The sequence below is a fragment of the Nocardiopsis sp. iso_238 genome (assembly GCF_056173325.1).
Genome location: NZ_CM149668.1, coordinates 418,835 through 441,518, shown reverse-complemented (window position 1 = coordinate 441,518; position 22,684 = coordinate 418,835). Strand labels below are relative to the sequence as shown.

General features: G+C 71.2%; 23 protein-coding genes. 12 read left to right on the top strand and 11 right to left on the bottom strand.

Translation table 11 applies throughout. The features are described from left to right. Positions 1-9 precede the first annotated feature (9 nt). A complete protein-coding gene (locus AC0VYL_RS01985; protein ID WP_357756546.1) occupies positions 10-627 on the bottom strand; it encodes a DUF47 domain-containing protein in 618 nt (205 codons plus the stop codon). A gap of 452 nt (positions 628-1,079) precedes the next feature. Here AC0VYL_RS01985 and AC0VYL_RS01980 point away from each other — a divergent pair, with 452 nt between their 5' ends. From AC0VYL_RS01980 to purM, 3 genes are all read left to right on the top strand, one after another. Continuing rightward, complete coding sequence (locus AC0VYL_RS01980) at positions 1,080-1,544, top strand: sterol carrier family protein (RefSeq protein ID WP_475482149.1); 465 nt, start codon at positions 1,080-1,082, stop codon at positions 1,542-1,544. A gap of 44 nt (positions 1,545-1,588) precedes the next feature. Beyond that, positions 1,589-3,085 (top strand): amidophosphoribosyltransferase, encoded by a 1,497-nt coding sequence (purF, locus tag AC0VYL_RS01975; RefSeq protein WP_475458476.1) that lies wholly within the window; start codon positions 1,589-1,591, stop codon positions 3,083-3,085. Positions 3,086-3,218: 133 nt separating this feature from the next. Continuing rightward, a complete protein-coding gene (gene purM / locus AC0VYL_RS01970; RefSeq protein ID WP_475482148.1) occupies positions 3,219-4,283 on the top strand; it encodes a phosphoribosylformylglycinamidine cyclo-ligase in 1,065 nt (354 codons plus the stop codon). Between the two features lie 170 nt (positions 4,284-4,453). On the opposite strand, the gene AC0VYL_RS01965 is transcribed toward purM, so the two are convergent. Beyond that, positions 4,454-4,681, bottom strand: coding sequence for a DUF3073 domain-containing protein (locus tag AC0VYL_RS01965; RefSeq protein WP_357756536.1), 228 nt, complete (start codon positions 4,679-4,681; stop codon positions 4,454-4,456). 253 nt (positions 4,682-4,934) lie between these two features. Between AC0VYL_RS01965 and AC0VYL_RS01960 the strand changes: the two genes are divergently transcribed. Then, positions 4,935-5,768 carry a DUF8083 family protein gene (locus AC0VYL_RS01960; RefSeq protein WP_475458471.1) on the top strand — a complete coding sequence of 278 codons (834 nt, stop codon included), beginning with the start codon at positions 4,935-4,937 and terminating at the stop codon, positions 5,766-5,768. Between the two features lie 716 nt (positions 5,769-6,484). Next, a complete protein-coding gene (gene bldC / locus AC0VYL_RS01955; RefSeq protein WP_013155387.1) occupies positions 6,485-6,688 on the top strand; it encodes a developmental transcriptional regulator BldC in 204 nt (67 codons plus the stop codon). Positions 6,689-6,852: 164 nt separating this feature from the next. Here the strand turns inward: bldC and AC0VYL_RS01950 are convergent, their stop codons facing one another. Continuing rightward, positions 6,853-8,043 (bottom strand): hypothetical protein, encoded by a 1,191-nt coding sequence (locus AC0VYL_RS01950; RefSeq protein ID WP_475482147.1) that lies wholly within the window; start codon positions 8,041-8,043, stop codon positions 6,853-6,855. 585 nt (positions 8,044-8,628) lie between these two features. Between AC0VYL_RS01950 and AC0VYL_RS01945 the strand changes: the two genes are divergently transcribed. Continuing rightward, entirely contained in the window at positions 8,629-9,501 is an 873-nt protein-coding gene (locus tag AC0VYL_RS01945; RefSeq protein WP_475458466.1) for an N-acetylmuramoyl-L-alanine amidase, read from the top strand. 305 nt (positions 9,502-9,806) lie between these two features. Here the strand turns inward: AC0VYL_RS01945 and AC0VYL_RS01940 are convergent, their stop codons facing one another. Beyond that, positions 9,807-11,036 carry a PT domain-containing protein gene (locus AC0VYL_RS01940; protein WP_475482146.1) on the bottom strand — a complete coding sequence of 410 codons (1,230 nt, stop codon included), beginning with the start codon at positions 11,034-11,036 and terminating at the stop codon, positions 9,807-9,809. 663 nt (positions 11,037-11,699) lie between these two features. On the opposite strand from AC0VYL_RS01940, the gene AC0VYL_RS01935 reads away from it, so the two are divergent. The 3 genes from AC0VYL_RS01935 to AC0VYL_RS01925 all read left to right on the top strand — a co-directional run bounded on the left by AC0VYL_RS01935 (position 11,700) and on the right by AC0VYL_RS01925 (position 13,802). Then, positions 11,700-12,395 (top strand): DivIVA domain-containing protein, encoded by a 696-nt coding sequence (locus AC0VYL_RS01935; protein WP_475458462.1) that lies wholly within the window; start codon positions 11,700-11,702, stop codon positions 12,393-12,395. 118 nt (positions 12,396-12,513) lie between these two features. Further along, positions 12,514-13,428, top strand: a complete 915-nt coding sequence (locus tag AC0VYL_RS01930; RefSeq protein WP_475482145.1) for a M48 family metallopeptidase — start codon at positions 12,514-12,516, stop codon at positions 13,426-13,428. 113 nt (positions 13,429-13,541) lie between these two features. Further along, the gene (locus AC0VYL_RS01925) at positions 13,542-13,802 is read left to right on the top strand and encodes a DUF6504 family protein (RefSeq protein WP_475458458.1); all 261 of its coding nucleotides are present in this window, start codon (positions 13,542-13,544) and stop codon (positions 13,800-13,802) included. 60 nt (positions 13,803-13,862) lie between these two features. Here AC0VYL_RS01925 and thrS read toward each other — a convergent pair whose 3' ends face one another. The 3 genes from thrS to AC0VYL_RS01910 all read right to left on the bottom strand — a co-directional run bounded on the left by thrS (position 13,863) and on the right by AC0VYL_RS01910 (position 16,326). Further along, the gene (gene thrS / locus AC0VYL_RS01920; protein ID WP_475482144.1) at positions 13,863-15,170 is read right to left on the bottom strand and encodes a threonine--tRNA ligase; all 1,308 of its coding nucleotides are present in this window, start codon (positions 15,168-15,170) and stop codon (positions 13,863-13,865) included. A 67-nt stretch (positions 15,171-15,237) separates the two neighbouring features. Continuing rightward, positions 15,238-15,708, bottom strand: a complete 471-nt coding sequence (locus AC0VYL_RS01915) for an NUDIX hydrolase (protein ID WP_475482143.1) — start codon at positions 15,706-15,708, stop codon at positions 15,238-15,240. A 39-nt stretch (positions 15,709-15,747) separates the two neighbouring features. Further along, positions 15,748-16,326, bottom strand: coding sequence for a GNAT family N-acetyltransferase (locus AC0VYL_RS01910; protein WP_475458454.1), 579 nt, complete (start codon positions 16,324-16,326; stop codon positions 15,748-15,750). Positions 16,327-16,383: 57 nt separating this feature from the next. On the opposite strand from AC0VYL_RS01910, the gene AC0VYL_RS01905 reads away from it, so the two are divergent. The 3 genes from AC0VYL_RS01905 to xylA all read left to right on the top strand — a co-directional run bounded on the left by AC0VYL_RS01905 (position 16,384) and on the right by xylA (position 19,255). Continuing rightward, entirely contained in the window at positions 16,384-17,616 is a 1,233-nt protein-coding gene (locus AC0VYL_RS01905) for an ROK family protein (RefSeq protein WP_475482142.1), read from the top strand. Positions 17,617-17,805: 189 nt separating this feature from the next. Next, positions 17,806-17,991, top strand: coding sequence for a hypothetical protein (locus tag AC0VYL_RS01900; protein WP_475482141.1), 186 nt, complete (start codon positions 17,806-17,808; stop codon positions 17,989-17,991). A gap of 106 nt (positions 17,992-18,097) precedes the next feature. Next, positions 18,098-19,255, top strand: coding sequence for a xylose isomerase (gene xylA, locus AC0VYL_RS01895; RefSeq protein WP_475482140.1), 1,158 nt, complete (start codon positions 18,098-18,100; stop codon positions 19,253-19,255). Positions 19,256-19,339: 84 nt separating this feature from the next. Here xylA and AC0VYL_RS01890 read toward each other — a convergent pair whose 3' ends face one another. From AC0VYL_RS01890 to meaB, 4 genes are all read right to left on the bottom strand, one after another. Next, entirely contained in the window at positions 19,340-20,011 is a 672-nt protein-coding gene (locus AC0VYL_RS01890) for a hypothetical protein (RefSeq protein WP_475482139.1), read from the bottom strand. A 10-nt stretch (positions 20,012-20,021) separates the two neighbouring features. After that, complete coding sequence (locus AC0VYL_RS01885) at positions 20,022-20,579, bottom strand: hypothetical protein (protein WP_475482138.1); 558 nt, start codon at positions 20,577-20,579, stop codon at positions 20,022-20,024. A gap of 328 nt (positions 20,580-20,907) precedes the next feature. Further along, positions 20,908-21,279: an STAS domain-containing protein gene (locus AC0VYL_RS01880; protein WP_475458441.1), complete on the bottom strand. Its 372-nt coding sequence runs from the start codon at positions 21,277-21,279 to the stop codon at positions 20,908-20,910. Positions 21,280-21,588: 309 nt separating this feature from the next. Then, positions 21,589-22,653, bottom strand: a complete 1,065-nt coding sequence (gene meaB, locus AC0VYL_RS01875) for a methylmalonyl Co-A mutase-associated GTPase MeaB (RefSeq protein ID WP_475458439.1) — start codon at positions 22,651-22,653, stop codon at positions 21,589-21,591. Positions 22,654-22,684 lie beyond the last annotated feature (31 nt).

Below are 22,684 nucleotides of genomic sequence, written 5' to 3'. Positions count from 1 at the left end.
GCCGCCGCCCTAGCCGTTCTTCACCACGATGGTCTCCACCGTGTTGGCCACGTGCTCGAAGGCGTCGGCGGCGGTCTCCAGCTCCTCGATGACGTCCTTGAGCTTGAGGACCGTCAGCGCGTCGTACTCGCCGCTGAAGAGCTTCGCAAGGAGCTTGCGGTAGATGCGGTCGGCCTGGTTCTCCAGCTGGTTGATCTCGATCCAGTAGCGGGTGAGGTCCTTCATGGACCGCAGACGGGGCATGGCCTCGGCGGTGAGTTCGGCCGCCCTCTCCAGCACCTCGATCTGGTCGATGATGCCCTTGGGCAGCTGTTCCAGCCCGTACAGGTTGATGAGGTCGACGGCCGCCTCCATCGAGTCGATGACGTCGTCGAGGTTGGAGGCCAGGCGGTAGATGTCCTCCCGGTGCAGGGGAGGCGCCGAACTCTTGTTGAGTCGGCGCATGATCGCGTGGGTGGCGTCGTCACCGGCGTGCTCGCAGGCACGCATCTTCTCGGTGATGGCCTCCCGGTCGGCCCCGTCGCTCATCAGCTCCACCAGCAGGCGGGCTCCGATGACCAGGTTGTTCGCCGAGTCGGTGAACATCTCGTAGTAACTGTCATCACGCGGGCGCAAGCGCAGGCGCACGTCGTTCTCCCGATGGTGCGGTGGTCTTCCTTGGTGGATGTTAAGGGCGCTGACCAGCTGCTTCAGCGCGACAGTGCGGGATGCTCACGTCCGGACCCCGATTGGGGGAGGCGGGTCCGGGTATGGTCACCCCTCGTTCATCTGTCTGTGTCGACGCGTGGAACGCCATCTGCGCGGGTCCCCTCGCAATCCTCCCAATCTCGGACGACACCGGGACGGTTCGGGACGCTACCGTGTCCCGCTCCCCCTGGCCAGCGGGGCGCTGAGACACGAATCACTCGATCACCCGGAGACCGACAGGCAGTTCCCCCTGAATCCCCTTATGTCCACCTTCGGTCCATCGCCCGGTAATGACAAGCACCCCTGGCGTCAACCCTGCCCCACGCGCCGGAGCCGAGGCCGTGACCTCGACGAACCCGACTCCGTCGCCGCCCCGCCATAGGATCTCGTGCATGCCTTCAGCCCTGACCCCGAGCTCCGTGCGCCGGTTGCGCTCCGCCCTGGACGAACAGCTCTCCGCCCTGGGCGAACCCGCCTTCACGGGCACCGACGAGGAGGCCGTGGCGGCGGCCGCGCGGGCGGTCCTGCGCGCCGAGGAGCCGCTCCGCCCCGCGGTGAAGGCCGCCGTGCGGTGCAGCCTGGCCGTCCTGGCGGACCGCGTTCCGGGCCGCAGCCTGGAGGTGCGCGTCCCCCCGTACGGCGCGGTCCAGGTGATCGAGGGGACCACGCACACCCGGGGCACCCCGCCGGGGGTGGTCGAGACCGACCCCCTCACGTGGCTGCGGCTGGCCGTGGGCGGCGCGGACTGGGAGGGAGCCGTGCACGACCACGGGGTGCGGGCCAGCGGTGTGCGCTCCGACCTGTCCGCCCACCTGCCGCTGTGGTCGGACGAGGGGACGGGTCGGGGTTCCGTCTGACCCCGAGTGACCCCCCGGCGTCGGGCAGCGGCTAAGCTGTGCGTGTGTCGTACTCCGACGGCCGGCTCTCCATGGACCTCGATCCGCTCGAACGCGGCCCGCAGGACGCCTGCGGCGTTTTCGGGGTCTGGGCACCCGGCGAAGAAGTCAGCAAGCTCACCTACTTCGGCCTCTACGCTCTTCAGCACCGCGGGCAGGAATCCGCGGGCATCGCCACGAGCGACGGGGAACGGATCGTCGTCTACAAGGACATGGGACTGGTCTCCCAGGTCTTCAACGAGGCGACGCTCGACTCCCTGAAGGGCCACCTCGCGATCGGCCACTGCCGTTACTCGACCACCGGTTCACCGGTGTGGGAGAACGCCCAGCCGACCTTCTACACCGCGCGTGAGGGGGGTCTGGCACTCGGCCACAACGGCAACCTCATCAACACTCCGGAACTGGCCGCGATGCTGCCCGACCAGCGCCGGGGCGCGACCACCGACACCGAGGTGCTCACCAACCTCCTGGCGGCCCGCGCCAAGGAGGGGCACACCCTGGAGGACGCGGCCCTGGAGCTGCTTCCCCAGGTTCGGGGCGCCTTCTCCCTCGTCTTCATGGACGAGGACACCCTCTTCGCCGCGCGCGACCCGCAGGGCATCCGCCCGTTCGTCCTGGGCCGCCTCGGGGAGAACTCCGGCTCCGGCGGCTGGGTGGTGGCCAGTGAGACCGCCGCCCTGGACATCGTGGGCGCCACGGTCGTCCGCGAGATCGAACCGGGCGAACTCCTGGTGATCGACGGCGACGGGGTCCGTTCCCGCCGCTTCGCCCCCACCCAGCGCAAGGGCTGCCTGTTCGAGTACGTCTACCTGGCGCGCCCGGACACCACCATCAACGGGCGCAACGTGAACTCCACCCGCGTGGAGGTGGGCCGCCGCCTGGCGAAGGAGCACCCGGTCGAGGCCGACCTCGTGATCCCGGTCCCCGAGTCCGGCACCCCCGCCGCGGTCGGGTACGCCGAGGCCAGCGGCATCCCGTTCGCCCAGGGGCTCGTGAAGAACTCCTACGTGGGGCGCACGTTCATCCAGCCCAGCCAGACCCTGCGCCAGCTGGGCATCCGGCTCAAGCTGAACCCCCTGCGGGAGGTCATCGAGGGCCGCCGCCTGGTGGTCGTGGACGACTCGATCGTGCGCGGCAACACCCAGCGGGCGCTGGTCCGGATGCTGCGGGACGCCGGGGCCGCCGAGGTGCACGTGCGCATCTCCAGCCCGCCCGTGCTCTGGCCCTGCTACTACGGCATCGACTTCGCCACCCGCGCCGAACTCATCGCCGCGAACCTGTCGGTGGAGGAGATCGCGGAGTCCGTCAACGCGGACTCGCTGGCCTACGTGGACCTGGAGGAGCTCATCGCCGCCTCCGAGCAGCCCAAGGACCAGCTGTGCCGGGCCTGCTTCGACGGGGTGTACCCGTTGGAGGTCGACTCCGACTCCCAGGGCAAGTACCTGCTGGAGAAGGCCTGCGGCACCCCCGAGGGCTCCACCCTGGCCACCAGCCACAAGTAACGCGCGCGGCGGGCCGCGGCCCGCCGCGTCCGGCGGGACACCCCTTCCGGACCCTCCGGCGTGCCCTGGGACGGGCACCGGAGGCTCGCTCAACAGCGAACACCGCACACCACCGATCACGAGGAGAACTCGCGTGGCAGCCGACAGCACAGGGGCGACGGGCGCGTACGCGGCCGCGGGCGTCGACATCGCCGCCGGTGAGCGCGCCGTCGACCTGATGAAGCGTCACGTCGCGCGCACCCGCCGGCCCGAGCAGGTCACCGACGCCAGTGGTTTCGCCGGTCTGTTCCGTCTGGACACGGCCAGATACCGGGACCCGGTCCTGGCCACCTCCACCGACGGCGTGGGCACCAAGGTCATGCTCGCCCAGCAGATGGACAAGCACGACACCATCGGCATCGACCTGGTGGGGATGGTCGTCGACGACCTGGTCGTCAGCGGCGCCGAGCCCCTCTTCATGACCGACTACATCGCGACCGGCGCCGTGGTGCCCGAGCGGGTGGCCGAGATCGTCGGCGGTATCGCGGAGGGCTGCCACCAGGCGGGGTGCGCGCTGATCGGCGGCGAGACCGCCGAGCACCCGGGCGCGATGGACCCGGACGAGTACGACCTGGCCGGGGCCGGCACGGGTGTGGTCGAGGGCGACGCGATCCTGGGCCCGGACCGGGTGCGCGAGGGCGACGCCGTGATCGCGATGGCCTCCTCCGGTCCGCACTCCAACGGCTACTCGCTCATCCGCCACATCGTGGACCGGGCCGACCTGGACCTGTACTCCGAGGTTCCCGAGCTGGGCGGGGTCCTGGGCGAGGTGCTGCTCACCCCGACCCGTGTCTACGCGAAGGACTGCGTGGCGCTGACCGCCGAGGTCGAGGTGCACGCGTACTCGCACATCACCGGCGGTGGCCTGGCCGCCAACCTGTCCCGGTCGCTGCCGGAGGAGCTGGACGCCGAACTGGACCGTTCCACGTGGGCGCCGTCACCGGTCTTCGCCTACCTCGCGGAGAAGGGCGAGGTCAGCCGGGAGGACATGGAGGCCACGTTCAACATGGGCGTGGGCATGGTGGCCGTCGTCGCCGAGGACGACGCCGACCGTGCGCTGGGCGTGCTCGCCGGGCGCGGCGTGGAGGCCTGGCGCCTGGGCGTGGTGAAGGGCGGTTCCGGACGGGCCGTGCTGAACGGCGAGTACCGGAGCGCCTAGGTGGTGCCGGTTCGCGCCCGAAGGACGCGAACATAGCCGGTGCGAACCACCGCAGTGGTTCGCACCGGCTATATCCACCTGTCCGCGACGGTCCCGCGACGGGGACCGTGACCGCTACAGGTCAGCGGTTGTTGTCCGAGCGACCCGAAAGACTCGACCGGTTCCGACGTCTACTTGTCGGAGTCCGAGTACTTGTCGGCAAGATCCGCGTAGCGGTCGATCAGGTCGTCCTGAGGTTCCGTGTAGGAATCGTCCGGACCCGACGGCCCGGAGGGAGACCCCTCGTCCTCAGCGACACCCAGCTCCGACCGCAGCCGCTCAAGGTCGGTCCCACCGGAGCTGTACTTGAGCTTCCGGGCGACCTTCTGCTGCTTGGCCTTGGCTCGGCCGCGCCCCATTGGCTCGACCCCCTCAACGATTGGGTTCCGACGAACCCCAGATCACTTACTAACCCGCACTACCAGGCTGACGGCCGTCAAACGCGACTGACGTCTGGCGCCAGCTTACGTACACATACAACCGTACCTGGTCGGACCCCACCGTGCCTACGCCACCCGGGTGTGACGGATGTGGTGTGCGCACGGAACCCCTCCCTGCCTGGCCGTTCTCACGGTGAGTGCCAGACGGAACGATCTGTGCCACGATGCGATCGTGCTGCCCTACACCGCGTATCTGCGCGTCTACCAGCCGATCACGGCCTTCTCTCCTCGTGACCGTCGGTACTGGGAGGGGTACGCGGAGTCCCCGGACCGACCCAAACGCGTGAACGCCCTCGCCGCGGAGCACGCGGAGAGTCTGGGCCGGACCATCGCGACCCCGCCGGTGGTCGCGCCCGCCGAGGAGAGCGGGGACGCCTACCTGCGCCGGGTGAACGAGCGGTTGTACGTGTGCCCGTGGCAGACGCGCCTGCGGTCCTGGCGCGCGTTCGGGGAGTTCACGGAGTCCATGCCCCGCCCGATGGTGGAGGCGTTCGTCCCGGCCAGGGAGGCCGACCGCGCCGAGACGGGATACCGGCAGTGGCGCGACTCGGGCGCGCTGGCGGAGCCGGGGATCCTGTCCAGCAACTGGACGATCCCGATCCCGTGGTTCGTCGCCTTCGAGCCGCAGGAGCGCTGCCTCGTCCTGTCCGCCGGACCCACCAGGACCCTGCTGTACCTGACCAGGACCGCGCTGGCCCGCCGCCGCCTGGAGCACACGGCGGCGGTGCTGCGGGAACGTGTCGGAGAGCACGCGGTCTCCTCCTCTGCGGAACGGCTCACGGAGTGGCTGGCCACGACCGCGCACCCCGAGTCCCTGCTCGAACTGGACTACGGGGGGCTGCCGCACCTGCTGAGCGACGAGCACCTGAGCGAGGACCACTCGGTGGCGGAGGTGGCCGAGGCCGTGGAGTCGCTCGCCAGGGGCGAGGGCTCCCGGGTGAAGGAGCTGCGAGCGAGGCTCACGCGGCGCTGGAGGTCGGTGCGCGCCCTGGAGCACGCCAACTGACCGTCATGTTCCGGTCGACCTTTCTTGGACACTTCGCACGCCCTGTCGTCATCCCGACCGGGGTGCGAGCCGGGACACGGGGGCGCCACGCCGCACCCCAACCTGGTACACCAGGTTTCTCGGCCGCACGAAACCGTCTTTTCGCACGTGACGGCGGCGCACGCTTCCACCCGCCGAGAACGCCCCTCCAAGCGCCGTGAAACTGGGCATAACGCCCGATAGGGATCGGCGTAGACTGTAGCGAGTCGACCACAGAGAGCACTCAGAGTAACCAGGAAACCCTGCCACGCCGAGGAATCGCGTGGCCCGACCCCCCTGCCGCAGCGGACCGGCCGCCCACCCCGCCGCTCCGCCCCACACCACCCCGAACGGCGACCGACCAGGGCCCGCGCTCTCCTCCCCCAGACTCGGCCCCCGGGTTTCGGTCAGCCCCGCCCTAGCACTTCGGGTTCTCCGGATCGAGAAAAACGAGGCCCGAGAACGAAGTTTTGACCGAATACGCCACATGCCACTAAACGTGTCGCTAGAATCACTTAGCGTGACGCGGCCACGGGCGGCTTTCAATGGCCTCCCACGTGCAAAGTTGCTTGGAGTGGTCGCGCAAACACCTCGGGTGATATCAATAGGACTCAAGTGGGACTATTGGACATCCGGGCCAAGTGCCAGGAATCAGGCTCAAGGATCGGCACACAGATCCAGGAGGAGAGGCCGTACACATGTCGACTCGCACGCCCGAGGCGGAGCCCCTGTTGACCCCCGCCGAGGTTGCCACCATGTTCCGCGTTGACCCCAAGACCGTGACACGCTGGGCCAAGGCGGGCAAGCTGACCTCGATCCGCACCTTGGGTGGCCACCGCCGCTACCGCGAGACTGAGGTCCGCGCCCTGCTGGCCGGAATCCCCAGCCAGCGCACGGAGTGATCTCCCCGGTCTGTGCCGATTCCGGGGGGAACGGCTGGACGCGTTCCGGCTGCTGACAGATTTCTCAGGGCGGGCCACCCGTACGGGGTGGCCCGCCCTCCCTCACGCACCGCCCGGGGCACGGGTCCCCGCCCCGGCCCCCGACCGGGGCGGACCGGCCGCGGTCAGTCCTCGATCTGGTCATCCATGGCGGTGGTCCGCTTGCGGGCCAGGAAGGTCGCCGCGGCCCCGCCGCCGACCGCCACCACCGCCGCGGTGACCAGCGCCGCCAGGGAACTCCCCGTGGTGGCCAGCCGCTGGCTCGCGGACGCGGTCTCCCGTTCCCCCTCACCGCGCTCCCCTTCACCGGGCGCGTCCGCCGCGATGTGGGTGGAGCCGATCGCCCAGGAGTCGGCGAAGTCCACCGTGAACCCCTGACCCAGCTCGGGGTCCCCGACCTGGACCGACACCGAGAACGAGGAACGCACGCCCTCGCCCTCCCAGTCCTCGTCCTCGTCGTCGAAGGTGCCGGAGCTGGTCACGAAGCGGACGCTGACGGGCACCTCGACCAGTGTCCGGCCCCTCTCGTCGAGGACCTCCAGGGTCTCCTCTGCCAGGTGGTCTCCCTCGAAGTCGGTCACGGGCTCACCGAACGCGGTCAGCTCCCCGTACTCGAAGGTCGTCTCGGTCGCCCCGTCGTAGGCCGCGGCCGCGCTGGTCCGCACGTCCGTGAGGGAGAACTCGACCGCGTTGGAGTCGGCGGAGACCGTCTCGGACTCCTCCTCACCGAGGACCACCACGTCCTCTTCGGAGGGTGTGGCGCTGGCGCCGGGCTCCTCCGAAGGGTCCTGGAAGGGCGTGTCCGGGGTGGGCCGGTCCGACCACCGGGGTCCCTGGTCTCCGGACTCCCCCTCCTCGGGCCCGCCCTCGTCCTCGACGGGTGGTTCGGTGCCCCTCTCGGGCTCCGGCGTCGGAGTCTCCTCGACCTCGCCGCCCGCGCCGTCGACCGGGTCGATCATGCCGAGGCCGATGAGGTCGTCCACCCCGATCCGGACCGTCGCCCGATCCACCGCCGACTGGGCCAGGGCGCCCCTGTCGTTGACCAGGGTTCGGCTCTCGCCCTCGACCCGCGCGAACCGCGCGAGGTCGCCCACGACGGGGTCGGCACCGGCGGCGTCCTCGGTCTCACCACCGAAGCTGATCGCGGTGGAGTATCCCGAGACGAGGTCACCGTCACCGACCCAGGCCTGCGCGTTGGCCCAGACCAGCTGGTCGGCGGAGGCGGGGGAGGCGGACGCGACCCCGAGCGCGCCGAGGGCGGTGAAGAGGGTTCCGCCCACCAGGAGGCGGCGAACGGACATTCTGGCGGGAGTCACCACGACACTCCTGTTGCATCTGGGGGATGACCGGCCCTGGGGCCGGTCCCGACCCGGCGCCGTGGCGTCGTGTCGGGGTGTTCCGACCGGCCTCGCGGGCCGGGGGCGGTGTTTCCGGGGCGGGGTGTGCGCACTCCCGCGCCGGTCGTGGACGGGTTCGTTGTGGAGTGCCGTGTGCGGAACGCTCCACACGGCGAGCCTAGTCGCTTGATCACAAAACGGAAACCGTTCCGTCGCCGTCGGGCGGCGTTTCACGGCCTTCGGAGCGCCGCCGACGCACCGTTGTGAGCCGGTGGAACGCCGAACCGAACGGAACAGTGCTCCAGGGGGCGTGGCGGGTGAGCGGTGATGGGGGCCGAGCGCGATCCCCTCGGCGGGCCACCCGGGACCCCGCCGCCGGAGGTCCGTCAGCGCTGGTCGCCGTGGGTGATCCCACCGGCTCCGCGCCCGCCCCGGGGGCAGGACACGGCGCGGGCGCGCGCTCCCCGGGACACCGGGGCGGGGCGGACTCGCGCCACGGCGAGAGCCTTTCGTCCGTGTTTGTGCGGGTACGGCGGGGTCACGGACAGCGGCTAGGTTTGAGGCATGCTCGTCTGCGCACCCACAGGGCGCCGGAGCCGCGCCACACGCGCCCTGGCCCTGCTCTCGCTCGCCGTCGTCTGGACCGCGGGCTGCTCGTCCCCGGCGGGCGGCGCACCCGGAACCGACCCCACGGCGGCGCCTCCGCTCCCCGGCCCGGAGGACGGGTCCGGCGCCCCCAGCACCGACGACGAGGCGCCCCCACCCGGCGAGGGCCCGCTCGGTGACCGGGTCGTGGTCATCGACCCGGGTCACAACGGGGGCAACGCCGACGCCCCGAGCGAGATCAACGCGATGGTGCCCGCTGGCCCAGGCGAGAAGGCCTGCGACACGGTCGGCGCCGAGAGCGTCAACGGCTACCCCGAACACGAGTTCACCTGGGAGCTGTCCCTGCTCGTCCAGGAACGGCTGGAGGCGGACGGTGCCACGGTGGTCCTCACCCGCGAGGACGACGAGGGCGTGGGGCCGTGCGTCAACGAGCGTGCCGAGATCGGCAACGAGAACGACGCGGACGTCGCCCTGTCCATCCACGCGGACGGCGGACCGGGTTCGGGACGGGGCTTCCACGTCATCACCCCGGGCGAGGTGAGCGGGTTCACCGAGGAGATCGTCGAGCCCTCCGCGCTGTTCGCCGAGGACCTCCGCCGCGAGTACCTGGAGGGCAGCGGGATCCCCTACGCCGACTACCTGGCCGAGGACGGCCTGGACGAACGCACGGACCTGGGCGGGCTGAACATGTCCACGGTCCCGAAGGTGTTCCTGGAGGCGGGCAACATGCGCAACGCCGAGGACGCCGAGCTCCTGGAGGACCCCGAGTGGCGCGAGCGCGCCGCCGACGCCATCGCCCGCGGTCTGGCCACCTACCTCCTGCGCGGGTAGGCGCCGCCCCGAACACACGGAGGCGGGCCCCGGGGATCTCTCCCCGGGGCCCGCCTCCGTCAGTCACCCCGAACCGTCCGGGCCGGTCGACTCACGCGGCCGGACGGTCGGAGGTCCGACTAGGGAGTGTTTTTTGGATGCTTTCGCCGGTGGCGGCGGAGCCGCCATCGATGCGAGCGGCCGTCCAGGCAATCTCTCGCAAGCCGTGGAGCGAAGGTCAGCCCGGGTTTGGCTGTCCGAGCTTCATCGGCGCAGCGAGAGGCAGCCTGGTGGACGCGAGCGCGGAATGATCCAAAAAACACGACCTAGCCCTCGTTGGTCTCGGGGGCCTCTTCGCCGTTCTTCTTCTTGCGACGCGCCAGGTAGGCGGCGGCGCCACCGCCGGCGGCGATCGCGGCGCCGGCCGCGATCAGCCCGGCGAGCGGAGAGCCGGTCTGGGCCAGGGGCTGGGCGTCCTTGGCCTCGGTCTTCGGGACGGTGTCCGCGTCGCGCTCCTTGACCGGCGGGTTCTTGGCGTCGTCGTCGCCACCGCCGTTGTCACCACCGCCGTTGTCCCCACCGCCGTCGACCGTGCCGGTCGTGATGCCCGCGGCGCTCTCGGCGATCAGGAAGCCGGAGACGATCTCGTCACCGACGCTGAAGGTGATGTACATGTCGGTGATGGCGTCGTTCCAGACGAAACCGGCGTCCTCGGTCTCGTGGACCGCGCTGACGGGCTCCAGCGACACGGAGAGCTCGACGGTCTCGCCCTCGACGTCGGCCTGGAGGGTGGAGGCGCCCAGGACCCCGGCGTCGAAGCCGTGGTTGACCGCGCCGTCCCAGCCCTGGCTGGTGGAGACGCTCGCACCGTTGATGGTGGCCTCGAGCAGGACGTCGCTGCCACCGTCGACCAGCTCGGAGTTCTCCTCGTCGAGCTCGATGACGTCGGCGGAGGCGGTCGTGCTCTCGGCCTCGTCGTCACCGTCCTCGGCGGGGGCGGAGGGCTCCTCGGTCGGCTGCGGGGCGGGCTCCTCGGTCGGCTGCTCGGACGGCTCGTCCGTGGGCTGGTCGGTGTCGCCGTCGTCCGGGACGTCGGTGTCACCCTCGCCGTCGCCGTCCTCCGGGGACTCCTCGCCCTCGGACGCGTCGTCGTCGCCCTCGTCCTCGCCGTCCTCGTCGTCGTCCGGGGTCTCCTCGTCCTCGTCCTCGTCCTCCTCGGGGTCGAGGATGCCGGGGAGGTCGGCCTCGGTGATGACGATGCGCGCGGTGTCCACCACGGCGGTGCCGGTGGCGCCGCTGGAGTTCACGGTGGCCGTGGTGGTGCCCTCAACGGTCAGCCAGTCGCCGATGGCGCCGCTGAAGGTGTCCGAGACCGTCTGGTCCTTGGTGATGTAGGTCTGCGTGGGGGAGGAGGCGCCCAGGGCCGAGGCGTAGCCCCACCCGTAGGTGTCGGCGTGGGCGGGCGAGGCGGCGCCCAGCGTGAGAGCACCCAGCGCGGCGAAGGCGACACCGCCCTGGAGCACGCGGCGTGCGGAGATTCGAGAAGCGTTCTTCAAGATCAATCCTCGTTTGGATCGTCCAGGCCCACATGGGTCGGGGCCAGGCCTGGTCTGGGCTTCCACCGCCGGAACACAAAGGCGGGAAGTCTCGGAACGCGGAATCACGGACCAGGGTCGAATGGGGGACGGTCAAGGCACACAGAAGCCCATGACCTGCGAAAATAGAGAGCGTGCACGGTTTCGGCCCGCAGAGGGCAAGAGCCGGAAGAACCGGCCGAGTTGCTTTCCATTCCCTACGGAGACAATACAGTCCAAGTAATGATCAAATGCATGATCACTGATCTCAAAAACATCACGATGAACGGTTGAACGCACTGAGTAACCACTCTCGGCAATTCCGGTTATTCTTTTGGATTCCGGTAAACCTTCTCTCGGCCGGGGCGTCTTATAAGGAAGACCCCGACGGAAGGGGCCTGGTCAGTGCCCGGGTCGCGTCCGCACCCGGCCAGAACCACCGGCCGGTATGGCACGGGTCACCTCCCCTCGGCATAATGCGAACCGTGTGTTCCCCCCGGCGCTCCCGCGTCCGCACTCCGCGCGTGTCTCCGCTCGGCGGAGAACGGAGTCCGGCCGCTCGGCGGGGCCCGGCGGCCGTCCGAACGGCCCCGGAGGCACACGCGGACGCGTGATACCGCACCTACGAACCTCGTGAACTGCACAATGGGGACCATGCCTCTGACACCGGCGGACATCCGCAACAAGAAGTTCCACACGGTGCGTCTGCGCCCGGGTTACAACGAGGAGGACGTGGACGCGCTCCTCGACCGGATCGAGGCGACGCTGGTCGCGCTGGAGGGCGGGCCGCGCACGGGCCCGCTGCTCACCGCGGACGAGATCCGCAACTCCCGGTTCCGCACCACCCGGATGAGCCCCGGCTACCGCGAGGACGAGGTGGACGACTTCCTCGACCTCGTCGTCGCCGACCTCGCCGGCCGCGGCCTGGGCCAGCCCGCCGCGACGCCTCCCCTGCCCCCGCACCCGGGTCAGGCCGGACCCGGCCAGCCCCCTCCCGGCCAGGGACCGGGGTACGCGGACCCGCACCGCTCCGACCAGCCGCCCGGCGGCCCGGCGGGCGGCCCTCGGATGGCGCCCGGGGACATCAGGGAGAAGCGCTTCGCCACCACCCGGCTGACCACCGGCTACAACGAGCAGGAGGTGGACGAGTTCCTGGACCGCGCCGAGTACACCCTGGAGGTCCTCCTCCAGGGAAGGCCGGACCGGGCCACGCTCACCGCCGCCGAGGTGGAGCGCGTCCAGTTCGCCACCACCCGGGCGCGCCCGGGGTACGACCCGGCCCAGGTGGACCACTTCCTCGACGAGCTCGCGGAGGAGTTCCGCCGGTACGAACACCCCTGAGCCCGGACACGCCGCCCCCAACCACACCACACGAAGGGAAGCGGAAAGTAATATTTAGGCACAGGGAGTAGTCATCCCCTGTCAAGGGCGGCCCGAGGGGAGCAGTATGCGACATTCCATGCCGTCTTGGGGGACCTCCCCGACCAGCGCGGTCCACGGGGTCCCCGGCTGCACCACCGTCCCCGGACCGTGGTCGGCGCACCAGCCCTCCCCGCACGCGAGCGAGCCGTACCCGGCCGACGCCGACGAGGAGGTCGTCCCGGCCTCGGCGCACCCCTGGGAGAGACCGCTGCTCGCATTGTGCGTGACGGTGACGCTGGTGCTGACCGCGGTGCTGTTGCGGCTGGTGTGGTCAGTGTCGGGTTCACTGCTGTGGACGGCGCTGTCACTGGCCGCGGTACCGCTGGTGTGCTGGTCGGCGCGCGGCCTGCGGTACGCCCGCGAGCGCGCGGAGTCGGTCCGGATCTCGCCCACCCAGTTCCCCGAGGCCTACCGGGTGGTGGTGTCGTTGGCGCGGGACATGGGGCTGCCCCGGGCCCCGGAGGCCTACGTTCGCCCAGGGCCGGTCTCGGTGCGCGCGGACGCCGCCGCGCACGGGTTCCGGCGCTACCTGGTACTCCCCGACGCCGTCTTCGACGACCGGGGCCTCCCCCAGGACCGGGAGGCCCTCGCCTTCCTCGTCGCGCACCAGGTGGGCCACGTCGCCGCCGGGCACACGGGGTACTGGCGGCGGGTGGCCACCCTCGGCGCCGACCTGGTCCCCGGCCTCGGCTCGGCGCTGTCCCGGGCCTCCGAGTACACCGCCGACAACCACGCCCACGCGCACGTGCCCGAGGGCGCGCACGGGGTGCGGCTCTTCGCCGGGGGCCCGTCCCTGTACCCGCGTGTGAACCTGGGCGAGATGGCCGCCCGGGCCCGCACGGACCGGGGCTGCGCGCTCCTGCTCTACCACCTGCTCTCCCGGCGCCCCAGCAACACCCGCCGGATGGCCGCCCTGCGCGACCGCGACCGCCGGGGCCGGGTGTTCCTGTAGCCCACAGGCGGGGATGGCGACCGCTCCGACCAGGGACTCAGTCACGAAGCGCGACCCTCGCCACCCTCAGGAGGCTTGACTCGTTCGAACACACGTTCGATAGACTGTGCCTCGTGAGTCTCCTGAACGACCAGATCAACGTCCGTTCCACCGACCGTGGCCACCCGGCGCAGTTCACCTGGCGCGGCCACACCTTCCGCGTGCGCCGGATCATCGGTGACTGGCCCGCCCGGCCCGGAGCCCCGGGCGTACCGGCCACGCACATCCATCTGCTCCGGGTCTCGGCCGAGTCCGAGACCGGGCAGCCCAGCATCATCGACATCTCCCGTGACGCCGCCTCGGACCGCTGGACCATGCGGCGCCAGTGGAGCTGACGGACGCGTCCCGGGCGCGGGCGGCCGCCCGCCGGGCCGATCCCCGGCGGGCGGACCGTCTCAGGGCCAGAGCTCGGCGGTGTGCGCCCCCACCAGGGCGCGGACCCGCTCCACGAACGCGTGCGCGGGCACCGGGTCCAACCGGCGGCCGTCCCGCAGCCGCACGGCCACGGTGCCCGCCAGCGCCTCCCTGCCGCCGATCACCGCCTGGTACGGCACCAGCCGGGACGCCCTGACCCGCGCGCCCAGACTGCCCCGCTCCGGTCCGGCGACCTCCGCGCGCAGACCCAGTTCCACACACCGCTCCACCAGCCGCTCCGCGTCCGCGACCTGGTCTCCTGAGACCGGCACGGCCACGACCTGCACGGGCGCCAGCCAGGCCGGGAACGCACCGCCGTGCACCTCGATCAGGTGGGCCACCGCCCGCTCCACGCTGCCGACCACGCTCCGGTGCACCATGACCGGCCGGTGCCGTGCGCCGTCGGCCCCGACGTAGGTCAGATCGAACCGCTCCGGCTGGTGGAAGTCCACCTGGACGGTGGAGAGGGTGAACTCCCGCCCCGCCGCGTCGGTGAACTGCACGTCGATCTTGGGCCCGTAGAAGGCCGCCTCGTCCTCGGCCCTTTCGTAGTCCAGCCCCGAGCTCTCCAGGACCTCGGTGAGCAGGGCGGTGGAACGGCGCCACAGCTCCGGGGCGTCCACGTACTTGCCACCGGGACCGGGCAGGGACAGCCGGTGGCGGGTCGCGGAGATCCCCATGGCCGCGTGTGCCCGCCGCACCAGCTCCAGCGCCGCGCCCGCCTCGTCCACGACCTGCTCCAGGGCGCAGAAGACGTGCGCGTCGTTGAGCTGGATCGCGCGGACCCGGCCCAGCCCGCCCAGGACCCCGGAGCGCTCGGACCGGTACATCCCGCCGAGCTCGGCCAGACGCAGCGGGAGTTCGCGGTGGCTGCGTGACCGGGATCGGTAGATCACCGCGTGGTGCGGGCACAGGCTCGGCCGCAGCACGAGCTGTTCGTCACCGCCGCCCAGGTCCATCGGCGGGTACATGTCGTCGCGGTAGTGGGTCCAGTGCCCGGAGATCTCGTACAGCTCGCGTTTGCCGAGCACCGGCGAGTACACGTGCTGGTAGCCCGCACGCCGCTCGGCGGCCCGGACGTACTCCTCCAGGGCGTGGCGTACGGCGGCGCCGTCCGGCAGCCAGTAGGGCAGGCCGGAGCCGATCAACGGGTCGGTGCCGAAGAGCTCCAGCTCACGGCCGAGCCTGCGGTGGTCGTGCTGTGCGGTCATCTCGTTCCTCCTGGTGTGGGACGAGTGAACGCAGGACGAAGGCCCCGGGGCACTCGCCCCGGGGCCTGTCGAAAACACGGTTCAGCGCGCCGGGACGGGTTCCGGCGTCGTCGTCATGGTGGCGCGCTGCATGTCGGTCAACGTATCACCGGACGTAGTACGGTTCGCTGCCGTCACCGCGGGCCCAGCGGATGCGTTCGAGGACGCGCTCGGCCATGGGCGGCGTCTCGGACTCGGCGAACCAGTCCACGTCCAGGCTCTCGTCACCGTCGACCCTGGGCGCGCCTCCGACCGGACGGCACCGGAAGGCGAGGTCGAGGAACTGCACCCGGTCGCCGTTGGGGTAGGTGTGCGGTTCCTGACCGACCACGGTCACCAGGCGGTCCACCTCAACCCGCACCCCGGTCTCCTCCCACACCTCGCGGACCACCGCCTGGGCGGGCTGCTCCCCCGGTTCGAGGATGCCGCCGGGAGTGGCCCAGCGTCCGTCGTCGGAACGCTGGTGCAGCAGCACGCGGCCGTCGTCGTCGAGCACCACTCCGGTCACCCCCACCAGGGGGAGGAGGGAGTGGCCGACGTGCTCGCGCAGCTGGGTGACGAAGTCCGGGACGGGCATGCCACCGACACTAGCGCCGACTCCGGCGAGTCCCGCTGATCAGCCACGCCCGCGTCGGAGTTCGGCGTACTCGTGGTCCAGGATCGACATCAGGACCGCGTCGTGCCAGGCGCCGTCCCAGCGCAGGTGCTGACGCCACACGCCCTCGCGGACAAACCCCGACCTGGCGTAGGAGCGTTCGGCGTTGACGTTGAAGGCGAACACCTCCAGGGCCACCCGGTGGAGCCCGGCGGTCTCGAAGGCGTACTCCAGGACCAGGTCGGTGGCCTCGGTGCCGTAGCCCTGGCCGGTCCACGCCATGGAGTTGAGCGCGATCCGGTAGTGCGCCTCGGCGTTGTCCGGGTCCAGGTCGAGCAGCGCGCAGTCCCCGAGGGCCGTGCCGTCCGAGGAGCGGATCACCCAGTCGGCCCGGTCGTTCCGGTGCTCCCACTCCGCGAACACGCGGCGCAGCTGTTCGGGGGTGAACTCCTGGTGGGTGCCGGTGAACCTGCGCACCTGCGGGTCCATGTCCACGAGCGCGGGGATGAGCTCGTCCGCGCAGGCCGCGCCGAGCGGTTCCAACCGCACGCGCTCCCCCACGAGGACGGGTTGGTCACGGAAGACGTCTGAAGGCACCATGATGGGAATCCAACCAGCGCCCCCACACACGGGCAACGGGAATACGAGGGGGTACGGGTGGCGGCCGGTACGGGCACGGCGGGTCTCCACACCATCCGTGAGAACAACCTCCGCGCCGTGCTGCGGACCGTCAGGGCGCTCTCCCCCTGCTCACGCGCGGCCGTCGCCGCGGCCACCGGACTGAACAAGACCACCGTGTCCAGCCTGGTCAGCGACCTGATGGACCGCAGGCTGGTCCGGGAAACCGGGCAGTCGCCGCAGCGCCGGGTGGGCCGCCCCGGAGTCCTGCTGGCCCTGGACGACCGTTCCGTGGCGGCCGTCGGCGTGGAGGTCAACGTCGACTACCTGTCGGTGGTGGCCGTGGACCTGGCCCACCGGGACCTGGTGCGGCGGCACGTGCCGCTGGACGCGCGCTCCGTGGGGCCCGAGGCCTGTGCGGGCCGGATCGCTACGGCCCTGCGGGAGGTGGCCGGGGAGCCCGAGATGGAGGGCCGCGCGGTGGTCGGGGTGAGCGTGGCGGTTCCCGGGCTGATCGACTCCCCCACCGGCACGGTGACGCGGGCGCCCAACCTGGACTGGCGGGACGTTCCGCTGCGCGGCCTCCTCCGCTCCGCGCTGGAGGGCTCCGCCCTGGCGGAGGCGACCGTCCTGGTCGACAACGACGCCAACCTCGGCGCCATGGCCGAGTACCGGTTCGGATCCCTGGCCGGGCTCGCGGACCTCGTGTACGTGACCGGCGAGGTGGGGATCGGCGCGGGGGTGCTCACCGGTGGTGAGCTGCTGCGCGGCGCGGCCGGTTTCGCCGGGGAGATCGGCCACCTGGAGCTGGCCGCCGACGGGCCGGAGTGCTCGTGCGGGCGGCGGGGCTGCCTGGAGGCGCTGGCCGGGATCGGGGCGATCCTGCGTGCCGCCCTGCCCGACCGGGTCGCGGACGGTCCCCTGGAGAGCCGGGACGTGGCGGCCCTGGTCGGCCTCGTGGTGGAGCGCGCGTCGGCGGGTGACGGTGCGGCCGTCGCCGCCCTGGAACGGGCCGGAACCTGGCTGGGACGCGGGGTGGCGACCCTGGTCAACGTGGTCAATCCCGGGGCCGTGGTGTTGGGCGGGTACTTCGTGCCCTTGGCCCCGTGGCTGCTCCCCAGCTGTCGTGCGGCGGCCCGGGCCCACTCCTTCGCGTCCGAGGCGGGCGGCTGCCGGGTGGAGCCCTCCTCCCTCGGGATGAGCGCGGCGTCGCGGGGCGGCGCCGCCGTGATGATCCACGGCCTGGACTCGGGTGCCCTGCCGCTCCCGTAGGCGGAAACGCGGTGGCCTCCAGAGCCTCCCCTCGCCATGATCGCCTCGTGGTTCCCTTCCTGGAGACCGACCGGCTCACGCTGCGACCGTTCGCGGCGGCCGACACCGACCACCTGGTCGCCCTCGGCGATGACCCCGAGGTGACGCGCGGTCCCGGCCCTGGTCCGTCTGGGCTTCACGGAGCTGGGCGTGGAGCGGGTCACCGCGAACACCATGGGCGTCAACACGCGTTCCCGCCGGGTGATGGAGGAGTCGGGACCGGTTCTCGCCTGGACCTTCACCGGGGACTGGCCGGAGCCGATCGAGGGGGCCGAGCACGGCGAGGTCGAGTACGGGCTCACCCGCGCCGCGTGGGAGGGGCGCAGACGGGCGTGACCGCCGCCCGAACCGGGGTGGCGGAGACCGTTGACAATTAGTTGTGACTCTAGACAAACTGGCCGGGTCCGGCGCCCTCCACGGATCGAACCCCCCGGGAGCACACATGACCGACCTCCGCCCCACCCCTGAGGACCGCTTCAGCTTCGGCCTGTGGACCGTGGGCTGGCGCGGCGTCAACACCTTCGGCGATCCGGTACGTCCGGCGCTCGACCCGGTGGACGCCGTGCACCGTCTCTCCGACCTCGGCGCGTACGGCGTCACCTTCCACGACGACGACCTGATCCCGCCGCGCAGCACCCCCGATGAGCGGGAGGCGATCCTCCGGCGCTTCCGGAGCGCGCTCGACGAGACCGGGCTGCGGGTGCCCATGGTCACCACCAACCTGTTCAGCCACCCGGTCTTCCGGGACGGCGGGTTCACCTCCAACAGCCGGGACGTGCGCAGGTACGCGCTGCGCAAGGTCGTCCGCAACATCGACCTCGCGGTCTCCCTGGGCGCGCGGACCTTCGTGTGCTGGGGCGGCCAGGACGGCGCCGAGACCGAGGCGGGCAAGGACCACCAGGCCGCTCTGGACCGTCTGCGCGAGGCCTTCGACCTGCTGTGCTCCTACGTCCTCGACCAGGGCTACGACCTGCGCTTCGCCATCGAGCCCAAGCCCAACGAACCGCGCGGCGACGTGCTGCTGCCCACGGTCGGCCACGCCCTGGCCTTCATCGAGCGGCTGGCCCACCCCGAGATGGTGGGGGTGAACCCGGAGGTCGGCCACGAGCAGATGGCCGGTCTGAACTTCGCGCACGGGGTCGCCCAGGCACTGTGGGCGGGCAAGCTCCTCCACATCGACCTCAACGGGCAGCGCGGCGTCAAGTACGACCAGGACCTGCGGTTCGGCGCCGGAGAACTCAAGGAGGCCTTCTTCCTCGTCGACCTGCTGGAGCGCTCCGGGTACGACGGTCCCCGCCACTTCGACTTCAAGCCGCCGCGCACCGAGGACGTCTCCGGGGTGTGGGAGTCCGCCGCGGGCTGCATGCGCAACTACCTCCTCCTGAAGGAGCGGGCCGCGTCCTTCCGCGCCGACCCCGAGGTGGCCGCGGCCCTGGCCGAGGCCCGGGTGGCCGAGCTGTCCGAACCCACGCTCTCCCCGGGGGAGGGCGTCACGGACCTGCTCCGCGAGGAGCTGGACCTGGAGACGGTGGGACGGCGCGGCTACCACTTCGAGCGGTTGGACCAACTCGCCCTGGAGCACCTGCTCGGCGCTCGCTGACAGGGGGCACCCCCGGCGGACGGGGGACGTTCGCCGGGGGGACGCGGAGGCTCGCAGTCACCCGAGAGGTCCCGGGTCAGTGGACTACGGCGTCCGGGGCTCGTTCTCCCGGTCGGCCGCGCGCTCGTCGTAGAGCCTCGCGAAGTCCCGTGCCCGCTGGCGGTAGCGCCTGGTCCAGGGCCCGAGGAAGAGCAGGTACGCCAGGAACAACAGGGTGAGCGTCGCGCTGAAGAGGAAGTCGAACCCCAGGCCGTCGAGCGCGTAGTTCACGATGGTGAGCGCACCGAACATCAGCATTCCGGCCACGCTCAAGACGTTGACGGTCCTCGGGGAGTTGATCTTCGCCTCCGCCTGGGCGGCGACCACCCGCGCGATCCGGTTGACCTCCTCCCTCTCGTGCAGGCCGCCGCGGCGCAGCTGACGCTTGGCCTCCAGCAGGTCCACCGGATCGGTGCCCGGACGCAGGATGGAGGTGCCGAGGGTCCGACGCAGGAACCAGGGCATCAGCCACACCATGAGGGCGCCCACGATCACCGCGGGGGCGGTGGCACCGATGAGGACCGGGACGAACGAACTCCAGTCGTCGAGCAGGATCACGCAGAGGACGAGCGGGGGGAGCAGCGTCAGGAGGAGGACGACCGACATGACCCTGGCGGCGTAGGCACGCGGGTGGTTCTGCGCGTAGACCTGCATCTGGCCGAACAGGGCCCTGGGATGTCGGCGAGCGGACGGGGGGTGCGTCGTGTGCTCGTTCATGCCGAACCCACTACCCGGAATTTCCGTTACCAATCCGATACCTTTCGCTGGGGGTTCGATGACCGTCCCCCCGCGCACGGGCGTCGTAGGCGTCGGCCACGGCCCGTGCTCTTCGCCTGCCCCGGGTGTCGACGGGGACGGAGACGGCCACCATCACCACGAAGAGGAGGCCCGTCGCCAGGAAGAACACGGACATCCCGTTCCAGGAGCCGTCCGAGGTGTACCGGTTGAGCGCGTTGAACAGGTTCAGCGCTCCGAGACCGCACAGCAGCAGCACCGACGGCCACAGGCGCTGCCTCAGGACCAGCGCGGCCAGGTCCCTGGCGATCCGGTCCACCTCGGGCACGCCGGTCAGCTCTCCCGACCGGAGCACCCTTCTCGCGGCGCGCCCGTCGGCCGGGCTGGATCTCACCAGGCGCCTGCCCAGGGAGAGGTGCACCAGAGCGGCGACGAGGACGGCGAAGAGCGGGAGGCCCAGGACCGCGCCGACCGCGGCCACGCCGATCAGTATGCGGACGGAGAAGTCGCTGACACCGAGGACGAAGCCGAAGACCATGGTCAGGAGCATGAGCAGTGCGAAGCTGACCCCCGCGACGATCCTCGCGTTACGCGGGTCGTAACCGACCTGGAGGAGGAGGCGGCGGAGGGGGTCGAGGAGGCGGCGGGGGGACCGGGGGGAGGGGGTCGTGTCGTCGATGCACCCATTATCCCCGAAGGAGGCGGGTGAGGCCGGTTGTCCACAGGGGAGGGCCGCGCCGCTTCGGGGCGGTCACGGCGGGGCGACACCCGATCCTCTCCGGGCAGGGCACCGAGCCTGCCGGAGGAGGGCACGGGAGAGGAGGGGTGTCAGCGGCGGCCACGGTCCCGGGAGGGGGCCCACGGAACCCTGGATTCCGCTAGCCGGCCTGGCGTTTGGCCTCCAGGGCCTCCATCGCCGCGACGGCGGTGGCGACGGTCTGGTGGACGGGAACCTGACGGTGCAGGCCGACCAGTCGGACGACCTTGGTGACGCGTTCGTTCAGTGCCGCCAGTGACAGGGAACCGTCCCGCTCACGGACGTTCCGATAGGCGTTGATGATGACGTTCAGCCCGCTGGAGTCCATGAAGTCCAGGGCGGACAGGTCCAGGATCAGCCACGGACCGTGGTCCTCGATCGCGGTCTTGATGTGTTCCTGGAGGTCGGCGGCGGTCGCGATGTCGAGCTCTCCCTCGATCGCGACGATGACGCTGCGGCTCTCGAACCGCGTGCTCAGTCCAAGCCTGTGCACGTTCACTCCTCCCGGCCCCACGTTCAGATGGTGAGGGGTCCCTCGCTTAACCATACGCAGCCCGGCCGGGAACGACTACCGGACCCGGCTCCACTCCCACAGAGCCGGTCCGGTGAGGGGAGACACTTGCGCGCCCGAGCGGCCTGGTAAGTCGTTGGACACACACGGTATAAGCGAACCGCTCCCACGGGAATGGCATCAGGCAAGAAATTTTCGCCTCATGGGCGAGAACCCCCTCCGCCCAGGGCGATACCTCCCGTTCACCCTGGGTCATTTCACGACATGGTAACCGGTGTTGCCTCGTGCCCCTCAGGCACTCCCACCGTCACTCTCGGCCCGGTCACGGTCCGTTCGACCCTCCGCGTCACCGTCACCCTGGGTGAAGGAGTCCAGCAGGGAACGCGCGGCCAGGGTGGCGGTGGTCTCACCCGAACGCACCCGTGACTCCATCGTCGGAATGAGGTCGGCCACACCCGCGTCCCGCAGGAACGTGTCCATGAGCTGGTCCCGCACCTGGTCCCACATCCAGCTCACACCCTGCTCGCTGCGCCGGTCGGCGAGGGCGCCGTCGCGCTCCAGCACCCGCCGGTGGTCGAGCACCGTGTCCCACACCTCGTCCAGCCCGTCACCGGTCAGGCCACTGCACGTCAGCACCGGCGGCCGCCACTCGGGGTGGACCGGCTGGAGCAGGCGCAGGGCACGGGAGAGCTCCCGGGCGGCCTTGCGGGCGTCGTCGGCGTGCGGGCCGTCGGCCTTGTTCACCGCGACCACGTCCACGAGTTCCAGGACGCCCTTCTTGATGCCCTGGAGCTGGTCCCCGGTCCGGGCCAGGGTGAGGAACAGGAAGCAGTCCACCATGGCGGCGACGGTGACCTCGGACTGGCCGACCCCCACGGTCTCCACCAGGACCACGTCGAACCCGGCCGCCTCCATGAGCAGCATGGTCTCCCTGGTGGCGCGGGCCACCCCGCCGAGGGTGCCCGCCGTGGGCGAGGGCCGGATGAACGCGTCCGGGTCCACCGCGAGGTCGGCCATGCGCGTCTTGTCGCCCAGGATGCTGCCGCCGGTGCGGGTGGAGGAGGGGTCGACCGCGAGTACGGCCACCCGGTGCCCGCGCGAGGTCAGCCGGGTGCCCAGCGCGTCGATGAAGGTCGACTTGCCCACGCCGGGTACCCCGGTGATCCCCACCCGTTGGGCCTTGCCGGTGTGCGGGAGCAGCCGCACCAACAGCTCCTGGGCGGCGCGCGTGTGGTCCGGGCGGCGCGACTCCACGAGGGTGATCGCCCTGGCCAGGGTCGGCCGGTGCCCGGACAGCACCCCCTCGGCCAGGGCGTCCACGTCCACCGGACGCCTCCCGCGCACCGCCACGTCCACTCCCCTTCCGGCCGGGTCCCGGCCGTTCGCC

Coding starts and splice junctions, on each gene's coding strand:
- AC0VYL_RS01915 (WP_475482143.1), bottom strand. CDS start 15,708: ATGCCCGTCCCGGACTTCGTCACCCAGCTGCGCGAGCACGTCGGCCAC.
- AC0VYL_RS01930 (WP_475482145.1), top strand. CDS start 12,514: ATGCCGTCTTGGGGGACCTCCCCGACCAGCGCGGTCCACGGGGTCCCC.
- xylA (WP_475482140.1), top strand. CDS start 18,098: ATGACCGACCTCCGCCCCACCCCTGAGGACCGCTTCAGCTTCGGCCTG.
- bldC (WP_013155387.1), top strand. CDS start 6,485: ATGTCGACTCGCACGCCCGAGGCGGAGCCCCTGTTGACCCCCGCCGAG.
- AC0VYL_RS01945 (WP_475458466.1), top strand. CDS start 8,629: ATGCTCGTCTGCGCACCCACAGGGCGCCGGAGCCGCGCCACACGCGCC.
- AC0VYL_RS01935 (WP_475458462.1), top strand. CDS start 11,700: ATGGGGACCATGCCTCTGACACCGGCGGACATCCGCAACAAGAAGTTC.
- AC0VYL_RS01890 (WP_475482139.1), bottom strand. CDS start 20,011: ATGAACGAGCACACGACGCACCCCCCGTCCGCTCGCCGACATCCCAGG.
- AC0VYL_RS01965 (WP_357756536.1), bottom strand. CDS start 4,681: ATGGGGCGCGGCCGAGCCAAGGCCAAGCAGCAGAAGGTCGCCCGGAAG.
- AC0VYL_RS01885 (WP_475482138.1), bottom strand. CDS start 20,579: ATGCTCCTGACCATGGTCTTCGGCTTCGTCCTCGGTGTCAGCGACTTC.
- AC0VYL_RS01980 (WP_475482149.1), top strand. CDS start 1,080: ATGCCTTCAGCCCTGACCCCGAGCTCCGTGCGCCGGTTGCGCTCCGCC.
- AC0VYL_RS01910 (WP_475458454.1), bottom strand. CDS start 16,326: ATGGTGCCTTCAGACGTCTTCCGTGACCAACCCGTCCTCGTGGGGGAG.